Origin of the sequence: Bradyrhizobium sp. 170, from assembly GCF_023101085.1 — a bacterium.
Classification (GTDB): Bacteria; Pseudomonadota; Alphaproteobacteria; order Rhizobiales; family Xanthobacteraceae; genus Bradyrhizobium.
In genome coordinates this window covers 8,109,834-8,135,113 of record NZ_CP064703.1, presented here as the reverse complement: position 1 = coordinate 8,135,113, position 25,280 = coordinate 8,109,834, and the positions used below count along the sequence as shown (strand labels likewise).

The window sequence follows — 25,280 nt, the reverse complement described above, 5'->3', positions numbered from 1 at the left end:
AGAGCTAGGCCCGCGCCATCATATGACGACCTTACGCCGGCAAATACCCTCTGATCGCCGGCAGAAAGAAAATCGCGATGTTGATCGCGAAGCCAATGCTCCAGAGAATCGAGCGCAGCGTCGGGCGATTTCCGAGATAGGTGAAGACATAGGCGATCCGCACGATCAGGAAGAGAACCGCGAGTTCGTCGATCAGGTGCTGCGGCCCGAGACGGAATTCCGCCAGCAGCACGGCGACCGCAAAGAACGGAAACGCCTCGATGCCGTTCTGGTGGGCGCCGAGCGCGCGGGCACGGATCGCGTCCTCGTAGAACGCGGGATCGCGCGGCCTGGCATTGTCGAAATGACGATGCCCGGCCCATTTGACCGAGGCGATCGTCAGCAAATAGAGCATCAGCGTTCCGAAAACGCACCATTCGGCGATCGTCATGGTTCCTCCCGCCCCCGGGGCAATGGGCAAAGCGTATCGAACCGGCCATTATCTTGACAAGGATAGTGCAACGCGCGAAGCCATCGAAATCATGACCGCGGCAGCCCCCATTGGAAATCCCAAGCCGGTATCGGCCGCCCAGCCGCAGCGTGTCGGCGTGCTGCTGGTCAATCTCGGCACGCCTGACACCGCCGACGCCCGGGGCGTGCGGGTTTATCTCAAGGAGTTTCTGTCCGACCCGCGCGTGATCGAGGATCAGGGCCTCGTATGGAAGCTGATCCTCAACGGCATCATTCTGCGCGTGCGTCCTGGCCGCAAGGCGCGCGACTACCAGAAGATCTGGAACACCGAGAGAGACGAATCCCCGCTCAAGACGATCACCCGCGCGCAGGCCGAGAAGCTCGCCGACGCCATCGCCGATCACGACCATGTCGTGGTCGATTGGGCGATGCGCTACGGCAACCCGTCGATCCGCTCGCGGATCGACGCGCTGACCGCGCAAGGCTGTGACCGGATTCTCGTCGTGCCACTCTATCCGCAATATTCCGCGGCGACCTCGGCGACCGTCAGCGACGAGGCGTTTCGGGTGCTGGCCGGGATGCGCGCGCAGCCGACGCTGCGGGTGACGCCGCCTTATTACGACGATCCAGACTATATCGAGGCACTCGCCGTCTCCATCAACACGCATCTGACGACGTTGTCGTTTCAGCCCGAGCTGATCGTCGCGTCGTTTCACGGCATGCCGCAGAAATATGTCGACAAGGGCGATCCCTATCAGGCGCAGTGCGTTGCAACAACGAACGCGCTTCGCAAACGCCTGGGGCTTGATGCCTCCAAACTGATCCTTACATTTCAATCACGCTTCGGCTTCGACCAGTGGTTGCAGCCCTATACCGACAAGACCATCGAAAAACTTGCGAAAGATGGTGTGAAACGCATTGCCGTCGTGACCCCCGGCTTCTCCGCCGATTGCCTGGAGACGCTGGAAGAGATCGCGCAGGAGAATGCCGAGATCTTCAAGCACAATGGCGGCGAGCAGTTTTCCGCCATTCCTTGCCTCAACGACAGCGATCCCGGAATGGACGTCATCCGCCAGCTCGTTTTGCGCGAGCTTCAAGGCTGGATTTAACCACCCTGCAGAACAAGCGGCCTTTCGGATCGAATTCATCTGGTGGCCGCCAAACAATTCCCCAGCTATATAACCATAACTTGAGAGCGGCCGGCTGAACCGGCGCCGCGGCGTTGCGGACAAAATGAGAGACCGCGCCCGGCAGCGCACCTTGCCGGCTTTGGAGGGATTTTATGAGTGGCTTCGACATTTTCGCGATCGCGTTTGTTCTGCTTGTCATTGTCACGCTGTTTGCGGGCGTCAAGACGGTGCCGCAGGGTTATGACTGGACCATCGAGCGGTTCGGCAAATATACCCGCACGCTGGCGCCGGGGCTCAACATCATCGTTCCCTATTTCGACCGCGTCGGCCGCAAGATGAACATGATGGAGCAGGTGATCAGCATTCCCGAGCAGGAGGTGATCACCAAGGACAACGCCACCGTGACGGTGGACGGCGTCGCCTTCTATCAGGTGTTCGATGCCGCCAAGGCGAGTTACGAAGTATCCAATCTCGATCAGGCGATCATCGTGCTGACCATGACCAACATCCGCTCGGTGATGGGCGCGATGGACCTCGACCAGGTGCTGTCGCATCGCGACGAGATCAACGAGCGGCTGTTGCGCGTGGTCGACGCCGCGGTGTCGCCGTGGGGGCTGAAGGTCAACCGCATCGAGATCAAGGATATCGTGCCGCCGGCCGACTTGGTGGAAGCAATGGGACGGCAGATGAAGGCCGAACGCGTCAAGCGCGCCGACATTCTGCAGGCCGAGGGCCAGCGCCAATCGGAAATTCTGCGCGCGGAAGGCGCCAAGCAGGGCCAGATCCTGCAGGCCGAAGGCCGCAAGGAGGCTGCGTTCCGCGACGCCGAAGCGCGCGAGCGCTCCGCCGAAGCCGAGGCCAAGGCGACCCAGATGGTCTCCGAGGCCATCGCCAAGGGCGACGTCGCCGCGTTGAACTATTTCATCGCCGACAAATACATCAAGGCGTTCGGGCAGCTCGCGGATTCGCCGAACCAGAAGATCGTCATGCTGCCGATCGAAGCGATGAGCATTTTGGGATCGCTGGCCGGCATCGGCGAGATCGCCAAGGCAACCTTCGGCGAAGCCGCGACGTCGGCCGCGGCCGCACGGCGGACGGGATCGGTGCCGAACACCACGCCGCCGCCGGTCGCGCCGCAGCGATAGGGGCGGATCCGGAAGGTCATACTGTTTGATTAGAGGTTCGTGTCATGGCCGAAATGTTCTCTACGTTGGGCACCTGGAACTGGCTGATCTTCGGCTTCATCCTGATGGCGCTGGAGCTGCTGGCGCCGGGCATTTTCCTGTTCTGGCTCGGGCTTGCCGCCCTGCTGGTCGGATTGCTGTCGTTTGCGATCAACCCGTCCTGGCAGACGCAACTGTTGTTGTTTGCCATCTTCGCGGTTGCCGCCGTGCCGGCGTGGCGGCACTTTGCGCGTAGCGCGGGAAGCCGCAGCGTCAGCAACCCGTTCCTCAACCGGCGGACCGAAGCGCTGGTCGGCCGGGAATTCACGCTGGAGAAGCCGATCGTCGACGGAACAGGCACGGTGCGGATCGACGACACGATCTGGCGCGTGGCCGGTCCCGACGCACCGGCCGGCAGCCGGGTCAGGGTCGTGCAGGCCGATGGCGCAAGCCTGACGGTGGCGGCGGCTTAGCTTGCTGTTCGCTTGCTCCACCGCTCGGCAAAACGGTGGAGCGGCAGGAAGGTCTCGTTCAGCTCCTGGCCGAGTGCCGTCAGGCGATAGCCGTCGCCTTGCACCAGTTCGATGAAGCCGGCTTCTCGCAGTTCTGACAGCCGCGCGTGAACCACCGTCGGCGAGGCGTCGTCGCAGGCGGTACGCAGCGCCCGCGAGGTCAGGGGGCCATCGCGCAGCTCCCAGATGATCCGTCCGCTCCAGCGTCGGCCCAATAGATCGAGCAGCGCCATGATCGGGCGGCCCGTTCGGGAGCCCCGCACTGCCCGTTTCCCTGCGATGTCGGCCTGTTTCGCCATCGAAAACCCTCTTGCTTCTTGCTACGGAATGTGTAGCGTATTGCTACATATATTGTAGCACAGGAGTTGGTCGTGTCCCAGACCGCGCCGCGCATTGAGCCGCTTCAGCCGCCCTACGCACCTGACATTGCCGAGCAGTTCGACCGCATCATGCGCGGCGCGTCGCCACTGATGCTGTTTCGCGTCATGGCGGGCAACGCCCGTGCCTGGGAAAAATTCCGCGCCGGCAGCCTGCTCGATCGCGGGCCGCTCGGTTTGCGGGAGCGTGAGATCGTCATCGACCGCACCTGCACGCGAACAGGGTGCGAGTACGAATGGGGCGTGCACGTCGCGGCGTTTGCGGCTGCCGCAAAACTGACCGATGAACAGGTCCGCGCCACCGTGCACGGCGCCGCCAGCGAGGCCTGCTGGTCGGAGGCAGAGCAGGCGCTGATCGCAGCCGTCGACGCGCTGCACGACCGCGCGACCCTGAGCGATGCGGAATTCGCCGCGTTGTCGGCGCAATACGACGAGGCACAGATATTCGAGATCATCCTGCTGTGCGGATTCTACCGTACCGTATCGTATCTTGCGAACGGGCTGGCGCTGCCGCTGGAGGAGAAGGCGGCCCGGTTTCCGGCGGCCTGAACCGTCATTGCGAGGATTTGTAGGGTGGGCAAAGCGAAGCGTGCCCACCATTCCTAGCGTAGTGCGTGATGGTGGGCACGGCGCAAGTGCGCCTTTGCCTCCCTACAAATCCAACGCTACGCCACGCCCGCGCGCAAGAAATCGTGCAGGTGCACGATGCCGACCGGCTTGTCGGCATCGGTGACGATCAGCGTCGTGATCTTCGAGGAGTTGAGGATCTCCAGCGCCTCGCCGGCCAGCACGTCGCGGTCGATCGTCTTCGGATTCCTCGTCATCACCTCGTCGACGGTGGCCGACATCAGGCCGGGCCCCATGTCCATGTGGCGGCGCAAATCGCCGTCGGTGACGATGCCGGCGAGGTGTCCGCGGGCATCGACGATGCCGACGCAGCCAAAGCCCTTCGACGTCATCTCGACCAGCGCGTCGGACATTTTGGTGCCGAGCGGCTTCAGCGGCACGGCGTCGCCGGAATGCATGAGGTCGCGGGTGTATTTCAGCAGCGCGCCGAGTTTGCCGCCCGGATGCAGCACGCTGAAATCGATGGACGTAAATCCGCGGCCTTCCAAGAGCGCAATCGCCAGCGCATCGCCGAGCGCCAGCATCATCAGCGAGGAGGTGGTGGGGGCGAGATTGTGCGGGCAGGCCTCGCGCGCCTTGGGTAGCGTCACCGCGACGTCGGCCGCCTTGGCTAGCGAGGATTCCCGGTCCGCCGTCATCGCGATCACGGAAATCCGGAACCGCGCGGCATAGCTGATCAGGTTCTTCATCTCCGGCTGCTCGCCGGACCAGGACAGCGCCAGGATGACGTCATCAGGCGTGATCATGCCGAGGTCGCCATGGCTGGCTTCGGCGGCATGAACGAAGAACGCCGGCGTGCCGGTGGAAGCAAAGGTCGCGGCGATCTTGCGGCCGATATGGCCTGATTTGCCGAGCCCCGTGACGATCAGCCGTCCCTTGGCATTCCGGATCAGGTCGACGGCGGCGACAAACGGCGCCCGCAGATCGGATTGCAGCGCCGCTGACAGCGCGGCGATCCCGCCGCCTTCTGCATCGAGCGTACGCAGGGCCGACTGGACGGCAGCGTCAGCGGGTTCGGTGCCGGATGATTTTGCCATCAGCGGGTTCGGATTGGCCATGTCTGTTCCAGGAGGAGGGGGCTTCGCCCCGAAGCTCTCCATAGCATGACCGGTCGGGCGAAGCGACGCGCACGGCGCGGCTCTCAACGGCTCATTAACCATAATTGTTTTAACTCCATTAACGACGTGCTCTCGCGCGCGCTCGGTGCGTATCAATCAAGTATCTGTTTTTGTTGGAGTATTTCTTCTCGTGATGGCGAGGCCAGCAACCGGCCGGAACAGCCGCGCGCGCGTCTTTCGCGCAGCCTTGCCGTGCCTTGCGCTGATTGCTCTCGCGGGAACCGCAGCGAGAGCGCAAACCGTCACGCCGGACCTGTTCAGCTCAACGCGCACCAGCCAGGTGACGTCGCCGGATTCTCCGCTGCGCCGGACCGCGGCGGAGGCGAACGATCCGCTCAACAATCCGAAGCTGCAGGAGCGTGACAAGCCCGCGCCGTCGCGGATCGGACAGATCCCGAAATACGGCCTGCCGGCGGCGAGCGGCGCAGCCGATTCCGGCTACGACTCGCTCAACCGCAAGCGCAAGAAACCGAAATACTATCCCGGGCAGGTGAAGCCGAAGCTGCCGGTCGGCCCCGGCAGTCCACCGCCGCCGATTGCGTCGAACACGCCGCTGCGGCTCTCGATCCCGCCCTCGGAATCCGCCAACAAGACGCGCATCCCGCCGGCCATGGCGGGCACAGTGGTGGGACAGCCGCCGCGCAAGCGTCTTAGGGTCGACGACGACCCGTTCGGCGCGGTCGGTGATTACGCCGGCAGTTTCCTGATCAAATCCGCGGTCGAATTCTCGGGCGGCTACGACACCAATCCCGGCCGGCTCGCAGCAGAACAAGCCAAGCCGTTCTATGTGATCGCGCCGGAATTTTTGGCGGTCTCCGACTGGGAACGTCACGCGCTGGTGGCCGATCTCCGCGGCTCCTTCACCGGCTACACCAGCAATCTCACGCCGAACGCCGACGGTACGCCGCTGTCGGCGCCGCTCGATATCGATCGTCCGAGCTTCATCGGCCATGTCGACGGCCGGCTCGACGTCAGCCGCGACACCAGGCTGTTGGCGCAAGGGCGGTTGTTCGTCTCGACCGACAATCCCGGCAGCCCGAACGTTCAGGCGGGCCTCGCCAGATATCCGATCTACACCACGGTCGGCGGCACCGTCGGCGTCGACCAGAGCTTCAACCGGCTGCAGGTTTCCGCCGGCGCCACCGTCGACCGCACCGACTACACCAACTCAAAACTCACCGACGGCACCTCGACCACCAACGACGACCGCAACTTCAGCCAGTACGGCGGCGTCGGCCGCGTCAGCTATGATTTGAGGCCTGGCCTGAAGCCGTTCGTGGAAATGCAGGGCGACAGCCGCGTGCATGACGTCAGGCTCGACCGCGCCGGCTTTGCGCGCGATTCCGCGGGCGGTTACGTCAAGGGCGGCACCACCTTCGAATTCTCGCGGCTCTTGACCGGCGAAATCGGCGTCGGCTACGCCGCGCGCAACTATATCGATCCAAGGCTTAATCGCCTTGAAGGCCTGCTCGTCTCGTCCTCGCTGGTCTGGACCGCGACGCCGCTGACGACGGCAAAGTTCTATTCCGACACCACGATCACGGAGACCACGCTGCCAGGTACGTCGGGCGTGTTGACGCACATCTACACCGTTGAGGTCGACCACGACTTCCGCCGCTGGCTGACCGCGATCGGCAAGTTCACCTGGGGGGATCTCGACTATCAAGGCAATCCCAGGCGCGACAAGATCTACACGTTGTCGGGCGAAGCCATCTACAAGATGAACCGCAACGTCTGGCTCAGGGGCACGCTGCGGCGGGACTGGCTGGATTCGAATTTGCCGGGGAATAGCACGGCATCGACGGTGGTGATGCTGGGGGTGAGGTTGCAGAACTAGGACTGCTCTGGCGCTCCACGCTCAACTCGTCATGCCCCGCGCAGGCGGGGCATCCAGTACGCCGCGGCTTATCCGGATATCACCGACGTCTCTGGAATACTAGATCACCCGCTTTCGCGGGTGATGACAGCTTGAGTGATTGCTGGAGTTGCGACTCTATCTCGGCAGCGTTGTCGATCCCATCAGATACTGGTCGATCGCCCGCGCGCACAGACGTCCCTCGCGGATTGCCCAGACCACCAGCGACTGGCCACGGCGCATGTCGCCGGCGGAAAAGACGTTGGGCAGCGAGGTCTTGTAGTCCTGCAAATTGGCGCGGACATTGCCGCGCTGGTCGAGATCGACGCCGAGGTTCTTCAGCATGCCCTCGTGCACCGGATGCACGAAGCCCATGGCGAGCAGCACAAGCTGCGCCTCGATTTCGAATTCGGTGCCCGCGATCGGCTTGAACTTGTCGTCGACCTGCACGCAATGCAGCTTTTGCACCTTGCCGTCGACGCCCGAGAACTTTTGCGTCAGTACGGCGAATTCACGCTTGGCGCCTTCGGCCTGGCTCGACGAGGTCCGCATCTTCAATGGCCAGTTCGGCCAGGTCACGCCCTTGTTCTCGTGCTCGGGCGGCGCCGCCATGATTTCGAGCTGCGTGACGGATTTTGCGCCCTGCCGGAAAGACGTGCCGATGCAGTCCGAACCGGTGTCGCCGCCGCCGATCACGACGACATGCTTGCCTTCGGCGAGAATGTCCGCGGCCTCGCCGAGCGGCTCGGAGGAGACGCGGCGATTTTGTTGCGGCAGGAAATCCATCGCAAAGTGGATGCCGTCGAGGTCGCGGCCGGGGATCGGCAGGTCGCGGCCGGCTTCGGCGCCGCCGGTCAATGCCACTGCGTCATACTGGTTGAGCAGTTCGCGCGGATCGATCGCGCCCTCGGAAGTGCCGCCGACATGGACGCCGTAATGGAACGTCACGCCTTCGGCTTCCATCTGCGCCACGCGGCGGTCGATGACGTGCTTTTCCATCTTGAAGTCGGGAATGCCGTAACGGAGCAAGCCGCCGGCCTTGGCGAATTTTTCGTAGACGTGGACGTCGTGGCCGGCGCGCGCGAGTTGTTGCGCAGCCGCAAGGCCCGCGGGTCCGGAGCCGACGATCGCGACCTTCTTGCCGGTCTTGACGGGCGCAATCTCCGGCTTCAGCCAGCCATTGTCCCAGGCGCGGTCCACAATGGCGCATTCGATGGTCTTGATGGTGACCGGGTTGTCGTCGATGTTGAGCGTGCAGGAAGCTTCGCACGGGGCCGGGCAGATGCGGCCGGTGAACTCGGGGAAATTGTTGGTCGAGTGCAGGTTGCGCGAGGCTTCTTCCCAGTTGTCCTGATAGACGAGGTCGTTGAAATCGGGGATCTGGTTGTTGACCGGGCAGCCCGGCGTGCCCGGCGCCACCGAACCGGTGCCGTGGCAATAGGGAATGCCGCAATTCATGCAGCGCGCGGCCTGGTCGCGAGTGTCTTTCTCGCTCAGGGGAATGACGAATTCGCGATAATGCTTCAAACGCTCGGCGACCGGCGAGTACTTGCGCTCATTCCGGTCGATCTCGAGAAAACCTGTGATCTTGCCCATTTGAACCTGACGCCCTTGCATCTTCTTGGCCCTATGGTTCGAGACGGCCTCGCGCCTTCTCACCATGAGGAACGTTCAGTCTTTTCTCCTCATCCCGAGCGGCGGCGCGTTGCGCCGCGTCTCGAAGGATGAGGCCTCGATTCCCTAAGCCCCGATTGCGATTTTGGGTTCGGCGTCGGCGTTCGCCTTCAATTCCTTCAGTGCGCGGCGGTACTCCACCGGCATCACCTTGCGGAATTTCAGGAGCCACGTCTTCCAGTCGGCGAGGATCTCCGCCGCTTTCTTCGAGCCGGTCAGCTTGGCGTGGCGCGTGATCAGGATGTGCAGCCGCTCGATATCGGACTCCAGCAGATTGGCGAACACGTCGACCCGGCCATGCGCCTCGAGATCGCCGGAGTGGTTGTAAGTGCCCGCATTGATCAGCTCTTCCGACAATACCGGCTCGAGCTCGACCATCGCGAGGTTGCACAGCTTCTCGAAGTCGCCGGCCTCGTCCAGCACATAGGCGACGCCTCCCGACATGCCGGCCGCGAAGTTGCGCCCGGTCTTGCCCAGCACCACGACGATGCCGCCGGTCATGTATTCGCAGCAGTGATCGCCGGCGCCTTCGACGACCGCGATCGCGCCCGAGTTACGCACCGCAAAGCGTTCGCCGGCAATGCCGCGGAAATAGCACTCGCCTTCGATCGCGCCGTACATCACCGTGTTGCCGACGATGATCGATTCTTCCGGCACGATGCCGGAATTCCGCGGCGGCTTCACGATGATGCGGCCGCCGGAAAGGCCCTTGCCGACATAGTCGTTGCCTTCACCTTCGAGATCGAAGGTGACGCCGCGCGTCAGCCACGCGCCGAACGCCTGGCCCGCGGTGCCCTTCAGGCTGACCTGAATGGTGTCATGCGGCAGCCCGGCATGGCCGTAGATCCTTGCAACGGCCCCGGACAGCATCGCGCCGGCGGAGCGGTCGGTGTTGTTGATCTCTTCCTCGATCTTGACCGGCGCACCGCGATCGAGCGCGGCCTGCGCCTTCTCGATCAGGCGGCGGTCGAGCACCTTCTCCAGATGATGGTTCTGGGCCTCGGCGTGATAGATCTTCTGGCCGGGCAGTTCCTTCTGCCGCACGAACAGCTTTGAGAAGTCGAGCCCCTTGGCCTTCCAGTGCGCCACCAGCGTGGACTGGTCGAGCATCTGGGTCTGGCCGACCATCTCGTCGAACTTCTTGTAGCCGAGCTGCGCCATGATCTCGCGCACCTCTTCTGCCACGAAGAAGAAGTAGTTGATGACGTGCTCGGGCTGGCCGGTGAAGCGCTTGCGCAGCACCGGGTCCTGCGTCGCGACGCCAACCGGGCAGGTGTTGAGGTGGCACTTGCGCATCATGATGCAGCCGGCCGCGATCAAAGGCGCGGTGGCGAAGCCGAATTCATCGGCACCCAGCAGCGCGCCGATCACGACGTCGCGTCCGGTGCGGAAACCGCCGTCGACCTGGACCACGATGCGGCTGCGCAGCCGCTCGCGCACCAGCGTCTGGTGGGTTTCGGCAAGGCCGATTTCCCACGGCGAACCCGCGTGCTTGATCGAGGTGAGGGGGGACGCGCCGGTGCCGCCCTCGAAGCCCGCGATGGTGACGTGGTCGGCGCGCGCCTTGGCAACGCCCGCGGCCACGGTGCCGACGCCGATTTCGGACACCAGCTTGACCGAGACCTGTCCGTCCGGATTGACGTTCTTGAGGTCGTAGATCAGCTGCGCCAGATCCTCGATCGAATAGATGTCGTGATGCGGCGGCGGCGAAATGAGACCGACGCCGGGCGTCGAATGCCGCACGCGTGCAATGGTCGCGTCGACCTTGTGGCCGGGCAACTGTCCGCCTTCGCCGGGCTTGGCGCCCTGCGCCATCTTGATCTGCATCATGTCTGAGTTGACGAGATATTCCGTCGTCACGCCGAAACGGCCCGAGGCGACCTGCTTGATCGCCGAGCGCATGCTGTCGCCGTTCGGCAGCGGCTTGAAGCGATCGGATTCTTCACCGCCTTCGCCGGTGTTGGACTTGCCGCCGATCCGGTTCATGGCGATCGCCAGCGTCGTATGCGCCTCGCGCGAGATCGAGCCGAACGACATGGCGCCCGTGGCGAAGCGCTTGACGATTTCGGCGGCCGGCTCGACCTGGTCGAGCTTCACGGGCTTGCGCTTCTCGTCGTCGGCGGTCTTGAGCCGGAACAGGCCGCGCAGCGTCAGCAGCCGCTCGGATTGCTCGTTGAGGATCTTCGCAAACGCCCGGTAGCGCTCGTGCGAATTGCCGCGCACGGCGTGCTGCAGCGTCGAGACGGACTCTGCGGTCCAGGCGTGATCCTCGCCGCGGGTGCGGTAGGCATATTCGCCGCCGACATCGAGCGCGGTCTTGTAGACCTGCGCATCGCCGAACGCATCCGTATGGCGGCGCGCGGTTTCCTCGGCGATCTCGGCAAGGCCGACGCCTTCGATCCGGGTATGGGTGCCGGCAAAGTACTTGGAGACGAAATCCGCCTTCAGCCCGACGGCGTCAAAAATCTGCGCGCCGCAATAGGACTGGTAGGTCGAGATGCCCATCTTGGACATCACCTTCAGCAGACCCTTGCCGATCGACTTGATGTAGCGCTTGACGATTTCATAGTCATCGAGCGCGCCCGGCAGGCGGTCCTTCATCGCGATGATGGTCTCGAAGGCGAGATACGGATTGATCGCCTCGGCGCCGTAACCGGCCAGGCACGCGAAATGATGCACTTCGCGCGGCTCGCCTGATTCGACGACGATGCCGACCGAGGTGCGCAATCCCGTGCGGATCAGATGATGATGCACGGCGGCGCAGGCCAACAGCGAGGGGATCGGAATCCGGTCCGAGCCCGCCATCCGGTCCGACAGGATGATGATGTTGACGCCTTCGCGCACCGCACCTTCGGCGCGCGCGCACAATTCGTCGAGCACCTGCTCCATTCCCGCCGCGCCGAAGCCGGCATGGAAGGTGGTGTCGAGCGTGCGCGACTTGAAATGGGTGTCCGCGACATCGGAGATCGAGCGGATCTTTTCCAGGTCGGCATCGGTCAGGATCGGCTGGCGGACTTCGAGCCGCTTGGTCGAGGCCATGCCCTGCAGGTCGAACAGGTTCGGCCGCGGCCCGATGATCGAGACGAGGCTCATCACCAGTTCCTCGCGGATCGGATCGATCGGCGGGTTGGTGACCTGCGCGAAATTCTGCTTGAAGTAGGTGAAGAGCGGCTTCGGCCGGTCCGACAGCGCCGAGATCGGCGTGTCGTTGCCCATCGAGCCCGCGGCTTCTTCGCCGGTGGCCGCCATCGGCGTCATCAGGATGCTGATGTCTTCCTGCGAATAGCCGAACGCCTGCTGCCGGTCGAGCAGCGGCAGGTTCGAGCGCATGCCCTTGACGGGCGCGTCGGGCAATTCCTCCAGCACGAGCTGGGTGCGATGCAGCCAGTCGCTGTAGGGATGGCTCTTGGCCAGCGTCGCCTTGATCTCGTCGTCGGGAATCAGGCGTCCCTGTTCGAGGTCGACCAGCAGCATCTTGCCGGGCTGCAGCCGCCACTTGGTGACGATCTGGTCCTCGGGGATCTTCAGCACGCCCATTTCGGACGCCATCACGATCCGGTCGTCCTTGGTGACGAGATAGCGCGCCGGCCGAAGCCCGTTGCGGTCGAGCGTGGCGCCGATCTGTCGGCCGTCGGTAAAGGCGATCGCGGCGGGGCCGTCCCACGGCTCCATCAGGGCGGCGTGATATTCGTAGAAGGCGCGGCGCTGCTCATCCATCAGGGGATTGCCGGCCCACGCTTCCGGAATCATCATCATGACGGCGTGCGGCATCGAGTAGCCACCCTGCACCAGGAATTCGAGCGCGTTGTCGAAGCAGGCGGTGTCGCTCTGGCCTTCATAGGAGATCGGCCAGAGACGGCTGATGTCCTTGCCGTAGAGCTCCGAATGCACGGAGGCCTGGCGTGCCGCCATCCAGTTGACGTTGCCGCGCAGCGTGTTGATTTCGCCGTTGTGGGCGATCATCCGGTACGGATGCGCCAGCGACCAGGTCGGGAAGGTGTTGGTCGAGAAGCGCTGATGCACCAGCGCCAGCGCGCTGTCGAAATCCGCTTCGTGCAAATCGGGATAGTACTTGCCGAGCTGGTCGGCGAGGAACATGCCCTTGTAGATCACGGTGCGGCACGACAGGGAGACCGGGTAATAGCCGGCCAGGCCGCGGTCACGGCGCTGATAGATCGCCTGCGAGATCGACTTGCGCAGGATGTAGAGCCTGCGCTCGAACTCGTCCTCGGTCTTCGCCGTGCCGTTGCGGCCGATGAACACCTGCATGTGGTAGGGCTCGGTCGGCTTGACGGTTTCGCCGAGCGAGGAGTTGTCGGACGGCACGTCGCGCCAGCCGAGCAGCACGAGGCCCTCTTCCTTGATCTGTTCGGCGATGATGCTCTGGATCACCTTTCGCCACGCCGTCTCCTTTGGCATGAACAGTGAGCCGATGGCGTATTGGCCGGGCGCCGGCAGCTTGAAGCCGAGTGCCGCGGCCTTGCGCGCGAAGAAGGCGTGCGGGATCTGCACCAGAATGCCGGCGCCGTCGCCGGCGCGCGGATCGGCGCCGACCGCGCCGCGATGTTCGAGGTTGCAGAGAATGCTGATCGCGTCGGAGACGATCTGATGCGACTTCTTGCCCTTGATGTTGGCGATGAAGCCGACGCCGCAGGAATCCTTCTCCATCGAGAGGTCGTACATGCCCTCGGCCGGCGGGCGCCAGCTGTGCTCGCGCGGAGAATCTTCAAGCATAGTGTCGGCCGGTTTCGAGGCCGCGGTCGCCGACAGTGCTTCTGCCACGATGTTTTCGCGCTCGAATTCCGACCCGCTCATCTCATTCCTCTCAAAAAAGGCTAAGGGCCTCACCGCATCGTCGGCGCACCTTGGACGCTTGCGGCACCCACCGGGCCACCGCTCGTCCTCCGCGAGCCGCAATTTCTTAAATTCAGGCCTGGGCGTTCAACGTCCCTGAGGAACGGCCTTGCCTGCACTGCCCTGGAGCTCGTGGCGCCACGGTTTCGTTGCAATCCCTGTGCCGGGACCGCCCCGCAATTGAGACAGTGATACTGTCCTAACTCCGACCATGCCAAATTTTTGTCTATCACACAAGCGCGTGAAAGTCCTCGCCCGCATGCGGATTGGCGCTTGGCGGCGGGGGAAAAAACCGCCGGCGCGGGTTTGCGGCAGCGGCGCCCCGATCCGGCCCAAGGACCGCCGGATTTCGCAATGAAATATTGGCCCGGGCCGGCAGGCGAGGGCGCGAAAATGCTCCCGCTCGGGCCGGCGGCTGCGGGGCTTACAGGAGCTTTCGGTGATGAAGTTTTTCACGGGATCTTTGGCGGCGGGACTGGTCCTTCTGGCGGGCGGCGCGCAGGCGCAGGTGCGAGGGCCTTACACGGCGGCATCGGATGTCGACGCGCCTTATGCGGTGGCACCGCGCGAGGTTCCCGGACCGCAATACCTACCCGGCCCACACTATGCACCCGGGCCGCAGCACGGATACGGCCCTGGCCCCGGCTTGTTGCCGTCGACGGAAGTCTACTCCGTGCTGCGCGACAACGGATTCTCGCCGCTCGGCATCCCGAGGCTGCGCGGCTTCGTCTACACGATTGCGGTGATCGACCGCGGTGGCGAGGATGGCCGGCTGGTGATCGACGCGCGCAACGGCCGGATTATCCGTTTCATGCCGGCCCGCGGGATGGGTGACAATTACTACGAGGATCAGAGCGCCCTCGGTGGACCCTCTGCGGCTCCACCGCCGCAGGCGCATGCGCCGACCCATGTCGAGGCTGCGCCGCGGCCGTCACAGCCAGCCCCTCATGTTGCGAGCCGTACCGTGCCGGTGCCGAAGGCAAAGCCGCTTGCCGCCAGACCCGCGCCCGTGCCGGCGCCGATCAAGCAGGCGGCAGCACCTGCGCCGAAGCCGGCCGAGGTGCCGGCGGCCGCCCCGGTGACAACAGGCTCGGTTCCAGCCAAGCCCGCGCCGCAGATTGCACCGACCCAGGACATGCCCACGATGCAGGGGCTGGAGTGAAGCACCGTAGCCCGGATGTAGCGAAGCGTAATCCGGGGTGACTTTATCCGCGAGCAAGGGTCCCGGATTGCGCTGCGCTCCATCCGGGCTACGAACCAAAAAACGCCCCGGTCTTCCCGGGGCGTTTTCATTGGGGCGAGCTATTCGCGCTGACCTGCGGCGGCCAGGATCAGGTCGGCGACCTTGTCGGGCTGCGAGACCAGCGACAGGTGACCGGCCTCCAGTTCGACCGTCGTCGCGTTCATGCGCTTGGCCAGAAATCGCTCGAGGTCGGGATTGATGGTGTAGTCGAGCTTCGACACCGCGTACCAGCTCGGCTTGCTGCGCCAGGCGGCCGCGGTGGTGCGGCCGGTGAAGATTGAAGCCGCGGTCGGCCATTGCACGGCATAGAGGACTTTCGCGGTCGTCGGATCGACGCCATTGGCGAAATATTTCAGGAAGGCGTCCTCGGATAATTTGGTGAAACCGTCATGCTCCTGGACGCCGGCTCGCGCGGGGCCTGCCGGAAACTTCTGCGAAAGTGCGACGAAATCCTCGCCCGCATCAGGCGCGCGCGCGGCGACATAGACCAGCCCCGTGACCTTCGGGTCGGTGCCGACTTCGCTGATCACGGTGCCGCCCCAGGAATGCGCCACCAGCACCGTCGGGCCGTCCTGTTGCGCCAAAACGCGGCGTGTCTCGGCAACGGAATCTGCCAGCGAGGTCAGCGGATTCTGCACGGCAGTGACGTGAAGGCCCGCCGCCTGAAGCTTTGGAATAACCTGCGACCAGCTTGATCCGTCGGCCCACGCGCCGTGCACCAGCACGACATTCTTCGCCTTGACGGGGTCAGCGGCCAGCGCCGGCGCGGCTTGCACGCCGAGCGATCCCGCAAGGACGCCGGCAACGATTGTCAGTGTTCGTAAGATGCTCATCGGTCTGCTCCATGATCGGCCTGATAAGCGGCTCGCCCGCTTCAGTTCGAAATTCGAGGAGAGCGCCGGCATCGTTACCCAACCTCACGGCGACGTGAGCCGCGTGAGGCCTTCAAAATTGCGGGTCAGGAATGCGCGCAAAAAAACGCCCCGGTTTCCCGGGGCGTTTTCGCAGTCAGCCAATCCCGGCCGAAAACTTGACCGCCTTACGCGGCGACCGAAGCGTCGACCACTTGCGGGGCCTGCGCGCCGGAATTGATCGGAATGCTGCGCGGCTTCTTGGCCTCGGGGATCTCGCGGACGAGATCGACGTGGAGCAGGCCGTTCTCGAGCGAGGCGTTCTTCACCTGCACGAAATCGGCAAGCTGGAAGATGCGCTCGAAGGCACGCGCGGCGATGCCGCGGTAGAGCACTTCGGCATTGTCCTTGCCGTTCTCGTTGGCGGTTTTCTCACCCTTGATCGTCAGCGTGTTTTCCTTCGCGACGATCGAAAGCTCGCCTTGCGAGAAGCCGGAGACCGCAACGCTGATGCGGTAGGCGTTCTCGCCGGTGCGCTCGATATTGTAGGGGGGATAACCGGGGCTGCCGTCTGACGTCACCTGATCGAGCAGGTTGAAGAAGCGGTCGAAGCCGACGGTGGAACGATAGAACGGAGTGAGATCGTAGGTACGCATAGGGTAGTCCTCCATTGAGCGACTGTTTCAAGTAACCCGCCCGCCATCGGGCCGGGCTTTCGCACTTGTGCAGCCTCAGGGTTTTGGAGCGTTGGGTTTCGGTTCCGAAACACTGGTAGCGGCCTGCACAGAAATGATATGGGAGGGGTGAAACGGCGTTCAAGAGGGGCGAAACCAGCCCCTTTTTGGCGCCCCCGCCTTGATTTCAAGCCCTTTTCACCTAGCCGGTTCCTCCTCATGACGCTTGTCTCCATCCCCGCCAATCCGGTTCCGGAGGACGTCGTCTCAGGTACCATCAAGACGCCCGATGGCGCGGAATTGCGGTTCGCGCGCTGGGCGCCGCCGGCGGGGCGCAAGGGCACGGTCTGCGTCTTCACCGGGCGCAGCGAGCAGATCGAAAAGTATTTCGAGACGGTGCGGGACTTGCGCGATCGCGGATTTGCGGTGGCGATGATCGACTGGCGCGGCCAGGGGCATTCCTCGCGCCGCCTGCGCGATCCGCGCAAGGGCTATGTCCGCGACTTCTCCGATTTCGAGGTCGACGTCGAAACCTTCGTGCAGCAGGTGGTGCTGCCGGATTGCCCGCCGCCCTATTTCGCGCTGGCGCATTCAATGGGCGGGGCGGTCATGCTGCGGGTGGCGCGTGCGGGAAAACGCTGGTTCGACCGCATGGTGCTGTCGGCGCCGATGATCGACCTGCCGGGGCGCAGGACGGCGCTTCCGTCGCGGGCGTTGCTGCGGGTCATGCGGCTGATGGGGCAGGGCGGCCGCTACGTGCCCGGCGGCAGCGACGCGCTGACCGGAACGGAATCCTTCATCAACAACCCCTTCACCAGCGATCCCGTGCGCTACGCCCGCAACGCCGCGATCCTGGAAGAAGATCCGACGCTGGGCATCGGCTCGCCGACGGTGGCGTGGGCCGATACCGCGTTCAGGGCGATGAACACCTTTCGTGGCATGAACTACCCGTCCGAAATCCGCCAGCCGATCCTGATGCTGGCCGCCAGCAACGACACCATCGTTTCCACCGCCGCGATCGAGGAGTTCGCCTATCACCTGCGCGCCGGTTCGCATCTGGTGATCGCGGGCTCCAGGCACGAGATCCTGCAGGAGCAGGACCGCTACCGCGGGCAGTTCTGGGCGGCATTCGACGCCTTCGTGCCGGGCACGCCGCTGTTCAAATAGTTGCTTGCCGTGATTTGATCCGGTTCAATCGGACGCGAACGGCGCCGGCGATACTTCGGGTCTGGAGAATGCCGTCATGATTCGTGGAAGCTGCCTGTGCGGTGCCGTCAGGTTTGAAGTCGATGAGGTACGATCGATCACACACTGCCATTGTGCCAATTGCCGCAAGCTTACCGGCGCGGCATTCGCAACGTACGCTCATGTCGAAGTCGACAAGTTCCGATTTTTGGCCGGCGAGGACATGACCGTGCGCTATGAATCCGCGCCCGGCAGTTTCCGGTATCGTTGCAAGATCTGCGGCTGCCTGACGCCAGGCAAGGCAAGTTATCTGGAGACGGTCAGTATCCCCGCCGGTTTGTTCGACGACGATCCCAAGGTTCGGCCGCGCCTGCACGTATTTACGTCGTCGCGTGTGCCCTGGTGGACGATTCAGGACGACTTGCCCCAGCATGAAAAATGGGTTCCGGGCTACGAGCCGAAGCCGTAGTGAATGCGTGGCCGGACGCACCTTCGGCAGTTATCTTCCAGCCGAAGGCTTCGGCAGCCGAGCGGTGATCCGCTCGGGCAGCCGGCGTTCGACGAACAGCGTCCTGACTTCGGCGACGCTGAGATAGCGCGCCTCGCCTTCGCCCTTGCCGAGGATTTTCAGCAGCACAGGCCATTCGCCCTTCATGAGCATGGGGTAGTACCAGTGCGCGGCATCGCCGTCGCGCTTGATATTGGCCTTCATGAAGGTGTCGATCTCTTTCGCCGTCAGCCCGCGCTCTACGCCCCCTGAAGGATCCTTGTAGTCCTTGCCGAAGCCGGCGAGCCGGGCGATTTCGTCCTCATGAACCTTCGCATCGACGTCGAGAATGCGCGAACCGCCGCCGTGCTTGTCGAGAGGGCCATCGCGCAGTTCGTCGAGCACCGCGCCGGAGGTTGCGCTTTTCAGCACGCGCAGCGGCCCGAGACCGTTCGCAATGACGGCGACCAGCCAGGTTTTCATCCGCACATTCTTTTGGGCCGAGCCGGTTTCGCCGCTTGCGAGGCCGATCATTTCGGTGAGCTTTTCGAGCGGAACGTCGTGGCCGCCGACATATCCGTTGGCGACCAGCGCGCGCAAAAACGGGCATGGGTTATTGGGTGAAACGGGAATCTGCCCGGCAGGCGCAGCGCCCGGGGCCGTGGCAATGCGGTCGTCTGACATGGTTCAAATCCTTAAAAGGCGCCGAATATGAAAAATGGCCTGTACCCGCCGCGCAGCGGATGATGGTTCTGAAAAGGGAGTTCGGCGGCGCGCTACTTCAGCGTGTAGGCAAGTTTGGCGGAATCCAACGCCGTGTCAACCGACCGGCTTACACACGCTCAGGAATCTGCGGCAAGCCTTGGAGAGGATTCGACGAGGGTCAATCTACTGAAGGGGATGCCGGCCTTCACAAGGCCGTCACGGTAATGGGCGAGGTCCTCAGGCATCTTCCAGTGGAAGTTCCGTAAATGCCGTTCGACAGTGAGGCCGGGATAGTTGCTGAGCAGAGCCTCGGCCGCCGTTGCCGCCTCCGAAGTTCGTCCCAATTGGGCGAGCGCTGCCGCGCGGATCGCGAGTGCCTGAAGCATATTGGGATTGGTATAGAGCTGCTCCCGAGCCCAGGACAGCGACGCGTCATATTGTCCGAGCAGGTAGTGGCTGAACGCGTTCACGGCCGCCCATTGATACCGGGGATCGTTGTTGCCGCTCTGCGCCGCCATCGTAAACAGTTCGATTGCGGGCCGGTGTTGGCCGGACACGAGATGACAAATCCCAAGCACGCCGCGGGCGCCCATATCGTACGGATTGAGCCCGACCGCCCGCTTGGCGGCATCCATCGCCGTCTCGTGGTGCCCTTCCGCCGCGTTCAGATAGGCGAGGGTCTGGAACGCAAAGGACGAACGGGGATCGAGCCGGACACTGCTTTCCGCAAGACTCATTGCGTAGTCAAACATTTCGCGCGTGCTCCGGATCCATCCGAACTGGATGCCCTGGATCTGGATCGTGGCGAGATAGGCACGGGCGATCGACAACGTCGGATCGAGCGCGATGGCTTCCTTGAACAGGCTGATCGAGGTTTCGAGATCGGCCTGCGTCTGCAGATAATAGTAGGACAGTCCCTTAAGGAAGCGATCCCAGGCGGTGAGGTCGTTCGAGTTCGAGCGCGGCGGGGCCGAGGCTTCCGCCCGGTAGATTTCAGCCGCAATCGCCGCCGACAGGCTGGTGGTGAGTTCGTCCTGCATCGCGAACAGGTCGCCGATGTCCCGGTCGAACCGGCCGGTCCATAATTGCTCGCCGGTCTCGGGTGCGATCAGCTCGGCGGTGACGCGAATCTTGTTGGCGGCGCGGCGTACGGAGCCCTGGATCAGGTAGCTCGCATCGATCTCGCGCGCGATCAGGCGCGTGCTCACGCTCTTGCCTTTGAACGAGAATGTCGAGTTGCGGCTCAGCACCCGGTAGAACGATTGCAGCGAAAGCGCGTGGATCAGGTCCTCGGTCAGTCCGTCGGAAAAATACTCGTCGGCGCTCTCGCTCAGATTCGCGAACGGCAGCACGCCCACGATCGCCGTTCGATACTGGGCCGGAAGATTGGTGACCGATGTTTCGGTCGAGGCTTTGTGCGCAGGGCCGCTGGCATCGGCGCCGGCGGGTTGCCAGGTCCAGACCTGGATCGGCTCGTCGATGTTCTTGAACCGGTGGGGGCCGGCATCGGCCAGCGCGACGCTGAGGCGCTTGCCGGCCTCGTGGCAGGCCTTGCCCGAAACCGCCACGCCGCCGGGGGCGGCAACCGATTCGAGGCGGACGGCGATGTTGACGTCGTCGCCGAACACCTCGTCCTCGTCGGCCATCACGTCGCCCATGTGGATGCCCATGCGGAACTGCATGAGGCGGTCGGCGGGGAGGTGCTCGTTGCGCTCCGCCATCACCATCTGCATCGCAACCGCGGCCTCGATGGCGCCGACGATAGAGGGAAATTCCAGGAGGAAGCCGTCGCCGGTGTTCTTCACCAGGCGGCCGCCGTGATTGAGAATGATCGGATAGATCGCGGACCTGTGCGCCTTGAACGTGGCGTGCGTCCCCGCCTCGTCGGCCCCCATCATGCGGGAATAGCCGGCGACGTCAGCGCAGACGATGGCTGCCAGGCGTCTCTCCATGTCCCCAGTATATCCTCAACGGCGCCGGAATGCGCGGATAACCACTACGCGGTCGCTCAAACGATTCCAATGTTTATAAAATATGCGCAATCTGGTGGAAGCCCGATTTGCTCATGATAGTACTGCAAACCGTCAAGAATTGGCACATGCGGAAATTAAGGGCAGGCAGGGCCAGGGAACCGGTCAAATGATGGTTGAGACACTCGGCATTCACGAACTCTGGCTTTTCATCCTCTCCGGACTGTTGCTCAACATCACCCCGGGGCCGGACACGGCCTATATTATCGGCCGCAGCATCCAGTTGGGCTGGCGCGGCGGTGCGGCGGCGGCGATCGGCATCTGCTGTGGCTGTCTGGTCCATGTATTCGGCGCCGCTATCGGCCTGTCGGCGCTGTTGATGGCGTCATCTGCCGCCTTCACGGTGCTGAAATGGGCCGGTGCCGCCTATCTGTTGTTCACGGGCGTCCAGATGCTGCTGTCACATTCGCGTCCGCTGGCGGAGGCGGCCCTGGAGGGCAACGAGGCCTCGCTTTCCCGCGTGTTCTGGCAGGGCGCCCTGACCAACGTGCTCAATCCGAAGGTGGCGCTGTTTTTCTTGGCCTTCCTGCCGCAATTCGTGGCGGCGGACTCTGGCCACAAGACGCTGGCCTTTCTGGCCCTGGGCATGATCTTCATCTTCAACGGCACGCTCTGGTGCCTCGGGGTTGCTGCTTTCGCGGCAAGGGCGGCCCGCCGCATCAGGCAATCGGCTAACGTGATGGCCTGGATCAACCGCGTACTCGGTGGGCTGTTCGTCTATCTCGGCATCCGCGTCGCGATGCTGGAGGCGCGCTAGGTACGGCTGTCCGCCTATCTGGAGAATTCCATCGCAAGGAACTCGCGGGCTTCTTGAGCGGCTTCGGGGACGTTACGCCATCAGTTTCGCCAGCGCATTGCCGGCCAGATAGAGGCCGAGAACAATCATGCCGATCTGGAACCAGCGCCGAAAGATATCCGGCTGCAGCCGCGTCCGCACCGCCTGTCCGATAAACATGCCGGCAAAGGACGCCGCCAGGGCGACCGCACCAGGCAGTGCGGTTGCGGCCGTCAGCAGACCGGCGCCGGTGAGGTTGAGGCCAAGCGCCAGGGTCGCGACCGTGAAGAATACGCCCAATGCCTGGATCAGCTCTTCCTTCTCCATGCCGATCGCCTGCAGGAACGGCACCGATGGAATGACCTGCACGCCGGTTGCCGCCGAAATCATACCGGTGATCAGCCCGACGATGCCGCCGACCCATTTTTCGTTTCGGCGGGCAATGGTGAAATCGAATTTGCACAGGCCGATGATGGCATTGATCGCCAGCAACAGGCCGAGCGCGATGGTGGTGTAGCGCGCATAGGGCCCGGTCAGCGACCCCGCGTTCAGCCAGATGCCGGCGGCCGTTCCGGCCAGCAACGGCCATAGCCGCCGGAAAATGTCGCGCAAGTAAGGACCGCCGAAGGTTTGCCAGATGTTGGTGACGATCGCCGGCACGATGACGATGGCGATCGCCTGCGCCGGCGGCATCGACACCGCAAGCAGGCCCATCGATACCGTCGGCAGGCCGAGCCCGAGTGCGCCCTTCACGAGGCCCGCGAGCAGGAAGGTGGCGGCGACGAGGAGAAGCAGGGAATCGAACATGGGGCGACATTGACCTATCGGCACAATGGGCACAATCTGGAGGTTACGGAGACAGCCTTCGGAGAAGGCGAAGGCAGTCTGTCATTGCGAGGAGCGGCGACGAAGCAATCCATTCTTTCTTGCTGTGGCGGCATGGATTGCTTCGCTTCGCTCGCAATGACGGCCTCAACGCCGATCACGTCGTAAGGAATCCCGATGCGCTTCGATCTCGTCGATCTTCAGCTCTTCATCGCGGTAGCCGAGACGCGCAGCATCACCAACGGCGCTGAGCGGGTTCATCTGGCCTTGGCCTCGGCGAGCGCGCGGATCAAGGGGCTGGAAGAGGCGCTTGGCGTTTCGCTGCTGACGCGCGGCCGCCGCGGCGTCGAACTGACGCCGGCCGGCGAAAGCCTGCTCGATCATGCAAGGGTCGTGATCCACAATGTCGAGGCGATGCGCGGCGATCTGGCCGCCTTTGCCCGCGGTGTGAAGGCCACCGTTCGCTTCCTCGCCAACACGTCGGGGCTTTCGGAATATCTGCCGAAGGCACTGGCTGCCTTTCTGGCCGCGCATCCTCGCATTTCGATCGACGTCGAGGAACGCGAAAGCGCCGACATCGCCCGCGCGATTCTGACCGGCGCCGCCGATCTCGGACTAGCCGCCGAACACGCGCTTGCGGACAATATCGAGCGGATCCCGTTCAGCGAAGACCGCCTGGTGCTGGTCACCGCGCGCGACGACGAACTGGCGAACCGGCGGCAGGTCGATTTCGGCGAAGTGGTGGAGCGCGAATTCGTCGGCCTGATCAGCTCGATCGCGCTGCACACCCATATCAGCGGACATGCGGCCCGTCTCGGCGCGCGTCTGCGCTTTCGTGCGCGGCTGAACAGTTTCGATGCGATCGGCCAGATGGTCGCCGCCGGCATCGGGATTGGCGTGATGCCTGAAGTGGCGGCAAAACGATGCGCGCGATCAATGAAGATCAATGTCATCAGGATCAGGGATTCCTGGGCCAACCGGCGGCTCGTGATCTGTGCCCGCAGTTTCAAGTCGCTGCCAAGGCCTGCGCAGCAGTTGGCCGAGCATCTGCGCAAATCGGCGCCGCGTTGAAGAGGCCTGACAGGAAGCCGGACGTTACTTGCCCGTGGCAAGGCCGGCGGCCTTGATGACGCGCGCCCACTTCTGGGTCTCGCTTGCTATGTAGTTGCGAAAATGTCCCGGCGTGTCGCCGGCGACTGTCAGTCCCTGATCGGCGAGCTTCTGCTTGACCTGCGGGTCGTGCATCGCCTCGTTGGCGATGCGATTCAAGGTAGCGACGGTCGGCTCGGGCGTTCCGCCCGGTGCGATCATGCCGTACCAGTTTTCGATCAGGAGGTCCGGCATGCCGACCTCCGCGGTGGTCGGCACGTCAGGCGAGGTGGGCGCGCGTTTCGGAGCACCGAGGGCAATCGGGCGCAGGGTGCCGGCCTTGATATGCGGCAGCAGCACCGGCAAATCGAGGAACGCCATCTGCACCTGCTGGCCGAGCAGATCGTTCACCGCCGGCGCAGCGCCGCGGTAGGGCACGTGCACGATGTCGATGCTGGCTGTCAGCTTGAACAGTTCACCGGCGAGGTGCGGCAGGCCGCCGACGCCGGCCGATGCGAAATTGAGTTTTCCCGGCTGGGCCTTGGCGAGCGCGACCAGCTCTTTCATATCGCCGGCGGGAACGTTGCTGGCGACAACAAGCATTTCCGGCACCGTGGTCACCAGCGTGACGGGCGCAAAGTCCTTCGTCACGTCGTAGGGCACTTTTTCCATCGTCGGGTTGATGACCAGCGCGCTCGCGCTCACGATGCCGATCGTGTAGCCGTCGGGGGCTGCCTTCGCGACCGCATCGGTGCCGAGCACGCCGGCCTGGCCGCCGCGATTGTCGATCAGAACCGGCTGCTTCGTGATCTCGGACATGCGCTGGCCGACCAGGCGCGCGATGATGTCGTTGGGTCCGCCGGCCGGGAATGGCACGATCAGGCGGATCGGTTTGTTGGGAAAATCCTGTGCGGTTGCCGCTACCGGCACCAGCGACAGCGTCAATGCGGCCAACAGCGTGCGTGCCGTTTTCATGCAAGCCCCCCTGATCCGGATCTGTTTCGGCACGGGGCTCGCAAGAAGCGCCGCGCGTTCGTCCGTGATGGGGCGAGTATGCCGCTTGTAGCGCTTCGGTGCTAGAGGTTGCGGCCGATTCAGCCGGTTGCACCCCGTCCCGCGATGCGTGGATCAGGGCAGCAATTCGTCTGTCGCGGCGACCTTGATGGAACGCCGGGTGATCAGGTTGCTCCAGACCCAATTGTGATGGCGAATGATGCTGAGGGCATCGAGGTGAGGACGGTCGCCCAAGGTGTGACCGTCGGCTACCGCCACGACATCGTAATGATGTGCGACCGTCGAGCGAACCGTGGAATCAACGCAGAAATCAGTTGCCCATCCGGTGATCAGGATCCGGTCCGGCTGGAGCTCCTTCAAACGCGCCTGCAGGTCCGTGCCGGCAAAAGGATCGTTCAGTGTAGTCGGGACGATAATGTCGGCAGGTTCGCGGACAAGTTCGGGAAGAAACTGCCATCCGGGCGTCTGCGGCTCAAAGGCGTCTCCCTTGCCACCGCAGTGCTGGATCAAAATCACCTTGCCGGCTTGGGCACGGACCCTGGCGGTTAGCCGGTTGATGCGATCCACGACGCCGTGCAAATCATGTTTGGGCATGCCGCTGAGGAGCCCGACCTGCATATGGACGACCAGCATCGCGTCCAT

21 protein-coding genes and 1 pseudogene are annotated in these 25,280 nt (G+C 63.7%); 10 read left to right on the top strand and 12 right to left on the bottom strand.

Annotation, left to right across the window (positions count from 1 at the left end; all coding sequences use genetic code 11):
- Positions 1-31: 31 nt before the first annotated feature.
- A complete protein-coding gene (locus tag IVB05_RS38320) occupies positions 32-430 on the bottom strand; it encodes an MAPEG family protein (protein WP_247781277.1) in 399 nt (132 codons plus the stop codon).
- Positions 431-521: 91 nt separating this feature from the next.
- Between IVB05_RS38320 and hemH the strand changes: the two genes are divergently transcribed.
- The 3 genes from hemH to IVB05_RS38305 all read left to right on the top strand — a co-directional run bounded on the left by hemH (position 522) and on the right by IVB05_RS38305 (position 3,216).
- Positions 522-1,559 carry a ferrochelatase gene (hemH, locus tag IVB05_RS38315; protein ID WP_247787294.1) on the top strand — a complete coding sequence of 346 codons (1,038 nt, stop codon included), beginning with the start codon at positions 522-524 and terminating at the stop codon, positions 1,557-1,559.
- 173 nt (positions 1,560-1,732) lie between these two features.
- Positions 1,733-2,725: an SPFH domain-containing protein gene (locus IVB05_RS38310; RefSeq protein ID WP_247781276.1), complete on the top strand. Its 993-nt coding sequence runs from the start codon at positions 1,733-1,735 to the stop codon at positions 2,723-2,725.
- 44 nt (positions 2,726-2,769) lie between these two features.
- The gene (locus IVB05_RS38305; protein ID WP_247781275.1) at positions 2,770-3,216 is read left to right on the top strand and encodes an NfeD family protein; all 447 of its coding nucleotides are present in this window, start codon (positions 2,770-2,772) and stop codon (positions 3,214-3,216) included.
- On the opposite strand, the gene IVB05_RS38300 is transcribed toward IVB05_RS38305, so the two are convergent.
- Positions 3,213-3,554, bottom strand: coding sequence for a helix-turn-helix domain-containing protein (locus IVB05_RS38300; protein ID WP_247781274.1), 342 nt, complete (start codon positions 3,552-3,554; stop codon positions 3,213-3,215). The two genes, IVB05_RS38305 and IVB05_RS38300, sit on opposite strands and share 4 nt — an antisense overlap.
- Before the next feature lie 72 nt (positions 3,555-3,626).
- Between IVB05_RS38300 and IVB05_RS38295 the strand changes: the two genes are divergently transcribed.
- The gene (locus tag IVB05_RS38295) at positions 3,627-4,181 is read left to right on the top strand and encodes a carboxymuconolactone decarboxylase family protein (protein ID WP_247781273.1); all 555 of its coding nucleotides are present in this window, start codon (positions 3,627-3,629) and stop codon (positions 4,179-4,181) included.
- A 116-nt stretch (positions 4,182-4,297) separates the two neighbouring features.
- Here IVB05_RS38295 and IVB05_RS38290 read toward each other — a convergent pair whose 3' ends face one another.
- Complete coding sequence (locus IVB05_RS38290) at positions 4,298-5,317, bottom strand: KpsF/GutQ family sugar-phosphate isomerase (protein ID WP_247781272.1); 1,020 nt, start codon at positions 5,315-5,317, stop codon at positions 4,298-4,300.
- Positions 5,318-5,510: 193 nt separating this feature from the next.
- Here IVB05_RS38290 and IVB05_RS38285 point away from each other — a divergent pair, with 193 nt between their 5' ends.
- Positions 5,511-7,214, top strand: coding sequence for an outer membrane beta-barrel protein (locus IVB05_RS38285; protein ID WP_247781271.1), 1,704 nt, complete (start codon positions 5,511-5,513; stop codon positions 7,212-7,214).
- A 156-nt stretch (positions 7,215-7,370) separates the two neighbouring features.
- Here IVB05_RS38285 and IVB05_RS38280 read toward each other — a convergent pair whose 3' ends face one another.
- Both IVB05_RS38280 and gltB read right to left on the bottom strand, forming a co-directional pair.
- Positions 7,371-8,828, bottom strand: a complete 1,458-nt coding sequence (locus IVB05_RS38280; RefSeq protein WP_247781270.1) for a glutamate synthase subunit beta — start codon at positions 8,826-8,828, stop codon at positions 7,371-7,373.
- 144 nt (positions 8,829-8,972) lie between these two features.
- Complete coding sequence (gene gltB / locus IVB05_RS38275) at positions 8,973-13,721, bottom strand: glutamate synthase large subunit (RefSeq protein ID WP_247781269.1); 4,749 nt, start codon at positions 13,719-13,721, stop codon at positions 8,973-8,975.
- A gap of 481 nt (positions 13,722-14,202) precedes the next feature.
- Between gltB and IVB05_RS38270 the strand changes: the two genes are divergently transcribed.
- Positions 14,203-14,922, top strand: coding sequence for a hypothetical protein (locus IVB05_RS38270; protein WP_247781268.1), 720 nt, complete (start codon positions 14,203-14,205; stop codon positions 14,920-14,922).
- 140 nt (positions 14,923-15,062) lie between these two features.
- Here the strand turns inward: IVB05_RS38270 and IVB05_RS38265 are convergent, their stop codons facing one another.
- Both IVB05_RS38265 and IVB05_RS38260 read right to left on the bottom strand, forming a co-directional pair.
- Positions 15,063-15,836 carry an alpha/beta hydrolase gene (locus IVB05_RS38265; RefSeq protein WP_247781267.1) on the bottom strand — a complete coding sequence of 258 codons (774 nt, stop codon included), beginning with the start codon at positions 15,834-15,836 and terminating at the stop codon, positions 15,063-15,065.
- Positions 15,837-16,042: 206 nt separating this feature from the next.
- The gene (locus tag IVB05_RS38260) at positions 16,043-16,510 is read right to left on the bottom strand and encodes an Hsp20 family protein (protein WP_247781266.1); all 468 of its coding nucleotides are present in this window, start codon (positions 16,508-16,510) and stop codon (positions 16,043-16,045) included.
- Positions 16,511-16,747: 237 nt separating this feature from the next.
- Between IVB05_RS38260 and IVB05_RS38255 the strand changes: the two genes are divergently transcribed.
- Both IVB05_RS38255 and IVB05_RS38250 read left to right on the top strand, forming a co-directional pair.
- The gene (locus IVB05_RS38255; RefSeq protein WP_247781265.1) at positions 16,748-17,695 is read left to right on the top strand and encodes an alpha/beta hydrolase; all 948 of its coding nucleotides are present in this window, start codon (positions 16,748-16,750) and stop codon (positions 17,693-17,695) included.
- A gap of 76 nt (positions 17,696-17,771) precedes the next feature.
- Entirely contained in the window at positions 17,772-18,182 is a 411-nt protein-coding gene (locus IVB05_RS38250) for a GFA family protein (protein ID WP_247781264.1), read from the top strand.
- A 54-nt stretch (positions 18,183-18,236) separates the two neighbouring features.
- On the opposite strand, the pseudogene IVB05_RS38245 reads toward IVB05_RS38250, so the two are convergent.
- Together IVB05_RS38245 and IVB05_RS38240 are read right to left on the bottom strand one after the other, a co-directional pair.
- Positions 18,237-18,884 (bottom strand): annotated as a pseudogene (locus IVB05_RS38245) (cytochrome C); the annotation flags it as partial.
- 158 nt (positions 18,885-19,042) lie between these two features.
- Complete coding sequence (locus IVB05_RS38240) at positions 19,043-20,857, bottom strand: adenylate/guanylate cyclase domain-containing protein (protein ID WP_247781262.1); 1,815 nt, start codon at positions 20,855-20,857, stop codon at positions 19,043-19,045.
- A gap of 187 nt (positions 20,858-21,044) precedes the next feature.
- On the opposite strand from IVB05_RS38240, the gene IVB05_RS38235 reads away from it, so the two are divergent.
- Entirely contained in the window at positions 21,045-21,692 is a 648-nt protein-coding gene (locus IVB05_RS38235; protein ID WP_247781261.1) for a LysE family translocator, read from the top strand.
- Between the two features lie 72 nt (positions 21,693-21,764).
- Here IVB05_RS38235 and IVB05_RS38230 read toward each other — a convergent pair whose 3' ends face one another.
- Positions 21,765-22,517 (bottom strand): sulfite exporter TauE/SafE family protein, encoded by a 753-nt coding sequence (locus IVB05_RS38230; RefSeq protein WP_247781260.1) that lies wholly within the window; start codon positions 22,515-22,517, stop codon positions 21,765-21,767.
- A gap of 195 nt (positions 22,518-22,712) precedes the next feature.
- Here IVB05_RS38230 and IVB05_RS38225 point away from each other — a divergent pair, with 195 nt between their 5' ends.
- Positions 22,713-23,606, top strand: a complete 894-nt coding sequence (locus tag IVB05_RS38225) for a LysR substrate-binding domain-containing protein (protein ID WP_247781259.1) — start codon at positions 22,713-22,715, stop codon at positions 23,604-23,606.
- A gap of 24 nt (positions 23,607-23,630) precedes the next feature.
- On the opposite strand, the gene IVB05_RS38220 is transcribed toward IVB05_RS38225, so the two are convergent.
- The gene (locus tag IVB05_RS38220) at positions 23,631-24,599 is read right to left on the bottom strand and encodes a tripartite tricarboxylate transporter substrate binding protein (RefSeq protein ID WP_247781258.1); all 969 of its coding nucleotides are present in this window, start codon (positions 24,597-24,599) and stop codon (positions 23,631-23,633) included.
- 153 nt (positions 24,600-24,752) lie between these two features.
- Positions 24,753-25,280, bottom strand: coding sequence for an isochorismatase family protein (locus IVB05_RS38215; RefSeq protein WP_247781257.1), 528 nt, complete (start codon positions 25,278-25,280; stop codon positions 24,753-24,755).

What these genes read in the sequence shown, in the direction of transcription:
- IVB05_RS38320 (WP_247781277.1), bottom strand. Translation starts at nt 430, where the DNA reads ATGACGATCGCCGAATGGTGCGTTTTCGGAACGCTGATGCTCTATTTG.
- hemH (WP_247787294.1), top strand. Translation starts at nt 522, where the DNA reads ATGACCGCGGCAGCCCCCATTGGAAATCCCAAGCCGGTATCGGCCGCC.
- IVB05_RS38310 (WP_247781276.1), top strand. Translation starts at nt 1,733, where the DNA reads ATGAGTGGCTTCGACATTTTCGCGATCGCGTTTGTTCTGCTTGTCATT.
- IVB05_RS38305 (WP_247781275.1), top strand. Translation starts at nt 2,770, where the DNA reads ATGGCCGAAATGTTCTCTACGTTGGGCACCTGGAACTGGCTGATCTTC.
- IVB05_RS38300 (WP_247781274.1), bottom strand. Translation starts at nt 3,554, where the DNA reads ATGGCGAAACAGGCCGACATCGCAGGGAAACGGGCAGTGCGGGGCTCC.
- IVB05_RS38290 (WP_247781272.1), bottom strand. Translation starts at nt 5,317, where the DNA reads ATGGCCAATCCGAACCCGCTGATGGCAAAATCATCCGGCACCGAACCC.
- IVB05_RS38285 (WP_247781271.1), top strand. Translation starts at nt 5,511, where the DNA reads ATGGCGAGGCCAGCAACCGGCCGGAACAGCCGCGCGCGCGTCTTTCGC.
- IVB05_RS38280 (WP_247781270.1), bottom strand. Translation starts at nt 8,828, where the DNA reads ATGGGCAAGATCACAGGTTTTCTCGAGATCGACCGGAATGAGCGCAAG.
- gltB (WP_247781269.1), bottom strand. Translation starts at nt 13,721, where the DNA reads ATGAGCGGGTCGGAATTCGAGCGCGAAAACATCGTGGCAGAAGCACTG.
- IVB05_RS38270 (WP_247781268.1), top strand. Translation starts at nt 14,203, where the DNA reads ATGAAGTTTTTCACGGGATCTTTGGCGGCGGGACTGGTCCTTCTGGCG.
- IVB05_RS38265 (WP_247781267.1), bottom strand. Translation starts at nt 15,836, where the DNA reads ATGAGCATCTTACGAACACTGACAATCGTTGCCGGCGTCCTTGCGGGA.
- IVB05_RS38260 (WP_247781266.1), bottom strand. Translation starts at nt 16,510, where the DNA reads ATGCGTACCTACGATCTCACTCCGTTCTATCGTTCCACCGTCGGCTTC.
- IVB05_RS38255 (WP_247781265.1), top strand. Translation starts at nt 16,748, where the DNA reads ATGACGCTTGTCTCCATCCCCGCCAATCCGGTTCCGGAGGACGTCGTC.
- IVB05_RS38250 (WP_247781264.1), top strand. Translation starts at nt 17,772, where the DNA reads ATGATTCGTGGAAGCTGCCTGTGCGGTGCCGTCAGGTTTGAAGTCGAT.
- IVB05_RS38240 (WP_247781262.1), bottom strand. Translation starts at nt 20,857, where the DNA reads ATGGAGAGACGCCTGGCAGCCATCGTCTGCGCTGACGTCGCCGGCTAT.
- IVB05_RS38235 (WP_247781261.1), top strand. Translation starts at nt 21,045, where the DNA reads ATGATGGTTGAGACACTCGGCATTCACGAACTCTGGCTTTTCATCCTC.
- IVB05_RS38230 (WP_247781260.1), bottom strand. Translation starts at nt 22,517, where the DNA reads ATGTTCGATTCCCTGCTTCTCCTCGTCGCCGCCACCTTCCTGCTCGCG.
- IVB05_RS38225 (WP_247781259.1), top strand. Translation starts at nt 22,713, where the DNA reads ATGCGCTTCGATCTCGTCGATCTTCAGCTCTTCATCGCGGTAGCCGAG.
- IVB05_RS38220 (WP_247781258.1), bottom strand. Translation starts at nt 24,599, where the DNA reads ATGAAAACGGCACGCACGCTGTTGGCCGCATTGACGCTGTCGCTGGTG.
- IVB05_RS38215 (WP_247781257.1), bottom strand. Translation starts at nt 25,280, where the DNA reads ATGGACGCGATGCTGGTCGTCCATATGCAGGTCGGGCTCCTCAGCGGC.